The organism is Pseudomonas edaphica (genome assembly GCF_005863185.1).
Classification (GTDB): Bacteria; Pseudomonadota; Gammaproteobacteria; order Pseudomonadales; family Pseudomonadaceae; genus Aquipseudomonas; species Aquipseudomonas edaphica.
The window spans coordinates 1-5,030 of the sequence record NZ_VBVZ01000466.1 but is presented as its reverse complement, the minus strand read 5'-3'; the positions used below and the strand labels follow the sequence as shown (position 1 = coordinate 5,030).

The 5,030-nt window shown below is 62.4% G+C and carries 2 protein-coding genes and 1 pseudogene; all 3 read right to left on the bottom strand.

Translation table 11 applies throughout. The features are described from left to right. Positions 1-86: 86 nt before the first annotated feature. Positions 87-362, bottom strand: coding sequence for a peptidylprolyl isomerase (locus tag FEM54_RS24315; protein ID WP_010564624.1), 276 nt, complete (start codon positions 360-362; stop codon positions 87-89). Positions 363-405: 43 nt separating this feature from the next. Next, the gene (locus tag FEM54_RS24310) at positions 406-2,943 is read right to left on the bottom strand and encodes a PAS domain-containing hybrid sensor histidine kinase/response regulator (RefSeq protein ID WP_099549139.1); all 2,538 of its coding nucleotides are present in this window, start codon (positions 2,941-2,943) and stop codon (positions 406-408) included. 138 nt (positions 2,944-3,081) lie between these two features. Next, positions 3,082-4,942: pseudogene (locus FEM54_RS24305) on the bottom strand (acetoacetate--CoA ligase). Positions 4,943-5,030: the final 88 nt, after the last annotated feature.

Below are 5,030 nucleotides of genomic sequence, written 5' to 3'. Positions count from 1 at the left end.
TCCCACATTTGACTGCATTTTTCCGGTTGAAATGCGCTCAAGTGTGGGAGCTGGCTTGCCTGCGATAGCGGTCCTGAGCCAACCCCTCAGTCGCGGTAAAACACCTGCACCAGGTGGTAACCAAACTTGCTCTTGATCGGCCCGTGCACCACCTTCACCGGCTTCTTGAAGATCACCGCATCAATAACTCCCACCATCTGCCCAGGCCGCACTTCACCCAAATCACCGCCGCGCTTGCCGGAGGGGCAAGTGGAGTACTTTTTGGCCAGCACATCAAACGCTTCGCCCTTGGCAATGCGCTGCTTGAGCTGTTCGGCTTCTTCACTGGTTTTCACCAGAATATGACGGGCTTGGGCTTTCATAAGGTTCTACCAGGTGTGCGACGGCGCGCGATTATGCCTGAACTCATTCGTCGACGTTGATCATGCTGCGGATTTTAGTCGCCAGCAGATCAATGGAAAACGGCTTGGCCACCATGTCCATGCCGTCCTCCAGGAAGCCCTGGCGCTCGGCGGCTTGTTCAGCGTAACCGGTCATGAATAATACGCGCAGGCCCGGCCGGTGCTGACGGGCGATTTCGGCCAGTTGCCTGCCGTTCATGCCCGGCAGGCCGACATCGGTGACCAGCAGGTCCACGCGCAGGTCCGATTCCAGCAGCGGCAGCGCGGTGCGCGCATCTGCCGCCTGGTGAGCGGTGTAGCCCAGCTCGGCGAGCACATTGACCACCAGCATGCGCACCGCCGGGTCATCCTCGACCACCACCACCGCTTCACCGGCGAGTGCCAGCGGCGCTTCGCCCAAATGCGGCGGCAGGTTGCTTTCCAGCGCGGTGCCGTGCAACCGCGGCAGGTACAGGCGCACGCAGGTGCCCTGGCCGGGTTCGCTTTGGATGGTCACATGGCCGCCGGATTGCTGGGCAAAGCCGTAGATCATCGACAACCCCAGGCCGGTGCCCTGGCCGATGGGCTTGGTGGTGAAGAACGGGTCGAAGGCCTTGGCGAGAATCTTCGGCGCCATGCCGGTGCCGTTGTCGCAGACGCCGAGCATCACGTAGTCGCCGGCCTTGACCGGCTCCAGCGTGGTGATGTCGGTGCCGTCCAGGTAACTGTTGGCAGTTTCGATGCGTAATTCGCCGCCGTCGGGCATCGCGTCGCGAGCATTGATCACCAGGTTGAGCAAGGCGTTTTCCAGCTGGCTGGCATCGGTGTTGACCGGCCAGATATCTTTGCCCAATTGCACCTTGAGCGTGATATGCGCGCCTTTGGTGCGACGGAACAAATCTTCCAGGGACGCCACCAGCTCGTTCGGGTCCAGTGGCCGGCGGTCCAGCGATTGGCGGCGTGAGAAGGCCAGCAGCCGGTGGGTGAGGGCGGCCGCGCGATGGGCGGACGACACGGCCGCATCGGTAAAACGACCGATTTCGTCGCTGCGCCCGGCGGCGATATAGCGCTGCATCAAGTCCAGGCTGCCGATAATGCCGGTGAGCATATTGTTGAAGTCATGGGCGATACCGCCGGTGAGCTGGCCGACCGCTTCCATTTTTTGTGCATGGCGCAGTGCGTCTTCGGCGCGCTCACGCTCGAACATCTCGTTTTGCAGGCGCTGGTTGGCCTCGGCCAATGCCTGGGTGCGCTGGGCCACGCGTTCTTCAAGGTTTTCGTTGAGGTGGCGCAGGGCTTCTTCGGTGAGTTTGCGTTCGGTCTCATCGATCACAAAAATGTAGAAACCATTCACCGAGCCGTCATTGCTGAAGCGCGGCAAGTATTTCATCAGCGCATGGCGCGGCCGGCCGTCGCGGTGCGGGGTGATGGTCATGAAGCTGCAGGCCTTGCCGCGCAGCGCGGCGTCGATCTTGTCCGCGCGCCCGGCATACACCTCGTCGCCGAGTACTTCACGGATGCTTTTGCCGTACAGCTCCTGGGGCGTCATGCCGTACCAATCGAGGTAGGCGCTATTGTTGAGGCGAAAGCGCTGCTCGTGGTCGACATAACCGATCAGCACCGGCATGGCGTTGATGATCAGTTGCAGCTCGGTCTGGCTTTGGCGCAGCGCCTGTTCGGTCTGCTTGCGCTCGGTCAGGTCCAGCGCGGCCCCCAGGAAACGCGCCGGGCGGCCTTGGTGGTCCTTGTAGCAGCGGCCGCGGGCAAACACCCAGCGCACCTCGCCATCGGCCTGCAGCAGGCGGTATTCCTCGGCGTATTCGGTGCCGAAGGTGATGCAATGCTTGATGCTGCGCGCGACCATGCCGCGGTCTTCGGGGTGAACGCCGTGCAGGTAGTCGCTGATGGGGAGCAGGCCGGCGTCTTGCGGGTCGACACCGTGCAAGTGGGCAAAGTGGGCGTCGGCGATAAAGCGGTCTTCGCCGATATCCCAGTCCCAGGTGCCCACCGCATCGGTTGCCGCCAGTGCCAGTTGCAGACGTTGTTCGCTGTTGTGCTGGGCCTTGAGGCTGTCTTCGGAGCGCTGTTGCAGTTCGAGGGTTTTGCTGCGCCGCTCATTGGTCTCGATGGCAGTGACCAGGATCCCGGCCACGCTGCCGCCTTCGTCGCGCACCGGGCTGTAGGTGAGGTCGAGCCAGATTTCGGTGTCGCGGTTATTGCGTTGCAGCACAAAGCGTTGTTCGCTGAAGGTGCGCACCTGGCCGCCGAGCACCGCGTCGTAGATCGGCGCAGTAAAACTCTCAAGCTCCGGCCAGGTGTCATGGGCCGGTCGGCCCAGCGCCTCGGGATGCTTGTTGCCCGCGAGCACGGCGAAGCTGTCGTTATAGAGCTGGGTGAGCTGGCTGCCCCACAACAGCAGCATCGGCATCGGTGAATGGACGACGATATCGACGGCTGTGCGCAGGCTTTGCGGCCAGTCATCGGCCTCACCGAGCGGGCTTTGCGCCCAGTTCAGCCGCGCAATCAATGCGGCGGCTTCGCTACCGGTGGATGTTCCATTCATGAAAAAAGCCCTGCACCTGACACTTTGAAATACGACAACAGCCGATTATCCCGCGAGACGGGAACGGCTGACTACCCCTCGAAAAATAGCATGCATTGAGGGGTTGTCTTCAAATCAGTGCGTCAGAGCTGAAACCTTTCATCCGTCCGCCAGCTCAGGGCGGTTGCGAAACTGTTCCAGCGCCTGCGGGTTTGCCAGGGCATCGGTGTTTTTGACCGGCTCGCCATGCACCACATTGCGCACCGCCAGCTCGACGATCTTGCCACTGATGGTGCGCGGTATGTCGCTGACGGCGAGGATCTTCGCCGGGACATGGCGCGGCGTGGTGTTGGCGCGGATCACCTGGCGAATCTGCTGCTCCAGCGCGTCATCCAGCGTGACGCCTTCGTTGAGCCGCACAAACAACACCACCCGCACATCGTCCTGCCAGCGTTGGCCGATGGCCAGGCTCTCCAGCACCTGCGGGACTTTTTCCACCTGGCGATAAATTTCTGCGGTGCCGATGCGCACACCGCCGGGGTTGAGCACCGCGTCGGAGCGCCCATGAATCAGCAGGCTGCCATTGGCGCGCTGTTCGGCGTAGTCGCCCTGGGCCCACACGCCGGGGAACTGGCTGAAATACGAAGCCCGCAGTTTTTTCTGGTCGGGGTCATTCCACAGGCCAATCGGCATGGCCGGAAAGTGCCGGGTACACACCAGCTCGCCTTTTTCCCCGACCAGCAGCCGGCCCTGGTCGTCCCACACTTCGATGGCCATGGCCAGGCTCTTGCACTGCATTTCGCCGGTACACATAGTCATAACTCTGCGGCGATAGCGGCGAGCCGGTCGAGATCAGGCCTTTGAGGCTGCCCAAATCGTGGCTCAGGCGCGGTTGCAGGCCAGCCTTTTCCAGGGTGGCGAGAAACTTGGGGCTGGTACCGAATACGCTGATTTTTTCCGCGTCGATCAGGTCGATCAGCCGCTCGGGGCCGGGGTGAAACGGCGAGCCGTCATACAGCACCGCCGTGGCACCCAGGGCCAGCACTGACACCAGCCAGTTCCACATCATCCAGCCGCAGGTGGTGTAGTAGAACAGGCAGTCTTCGCGCGACAGGTCGGCGTGCAGTCCGTGTTCCTTTAGATGGGTGAGCAGCACGCCGCCGGTGCCGTGGATGATGCACTTGGGCACGCCCGTGGTGCCGCTGGAGTACAGGATATACAGCGGATGATCGAACGGCACCGCGGCAAATTCAGGCTCGCCGCCGGGTTGGTAGAAGTCGTTCCACAGTGCGACCCTGGCGTGGGTGCGGTAGTCCTCGACGCGTGCCGGGGGCCGGGCATACGGCACGATGATCAACTGTTCCAGGGACGGCAGGCGTTCGAGGATTTCATTGAGTTTGGTGCTTTGGTCGATGTTTTTGCCGGCGTAGCGGTAGCCCGCGCAGGTGATCAACACTTTGGGTTCTATCTGGCCGAAACGGTCGATCACGCCTTGGGTGCCGAAGTCCGGCGAGGAGCACGACCAGATCGCGCCCAGGCTGGTGGTGGCAAGCATGCCGACCAGGGTTTGCCAGGTGTTGGGCATGCACGCAGCCACGCGGTCGCCCTGGGTTACACCGGCCGCCCGCAAGCTGCGCTGCAAGCCTGCGACATGCTCGGCCAGTTCGGCATAGGTCAGTTGTTCGCGCTGGCCCTCTTCGCTGACCGCCACCACCGCCGGGTGAGCATCCCGACGGCGCAGCAGGTGTTCGGCAAAGTTCAGGGTCGCGCCGGGGAACCACTCGGCGCTGGGCATTGCCGCGCCTTCGATCAGTGTGGTGCTGGGCGGGTTGCGAAAGTGTACGTCGAAAAAGGACACGATCGCCTGCCAGAAGGCTGGGCGCTGGTCGATGCTCCACTGGTGCAGGGCTGGGTAGTCGCGCAGCTGCACGCCGTAGCGTTGGTTGATGAAGCGCCGGAACTGGTCCATTCGCGTGTTGGCGATGCGTTCGGGGGAGGGTTGCCAGAGGATCTCGGACATGGGGAAGTCTCTTGTTTTTGTACAAAACCTCCAGCCAACACAGGTCGAAACTGTGGGAGCTGGCTTGCCTGCGATAGCGGTGGGTCAG

Excerpts from the sequence above, each read along its gene's own strand:
- FEM54_RS24315 (WP_010564624.1), bottom strand. The coding sequence starts at position 362 with ATGAAAGCCCAAGCCCGTCATATTCTGGTGAAAACCAGTGAAGAAGCC.
- FEM54_RS24310 (WP_099549139.1), bottom strand. The coding sequence starts at position 2,943 with ATGAATGGAACATCCACCGGTAGCGAAGCCGCCGCATTGATTGCGCGG.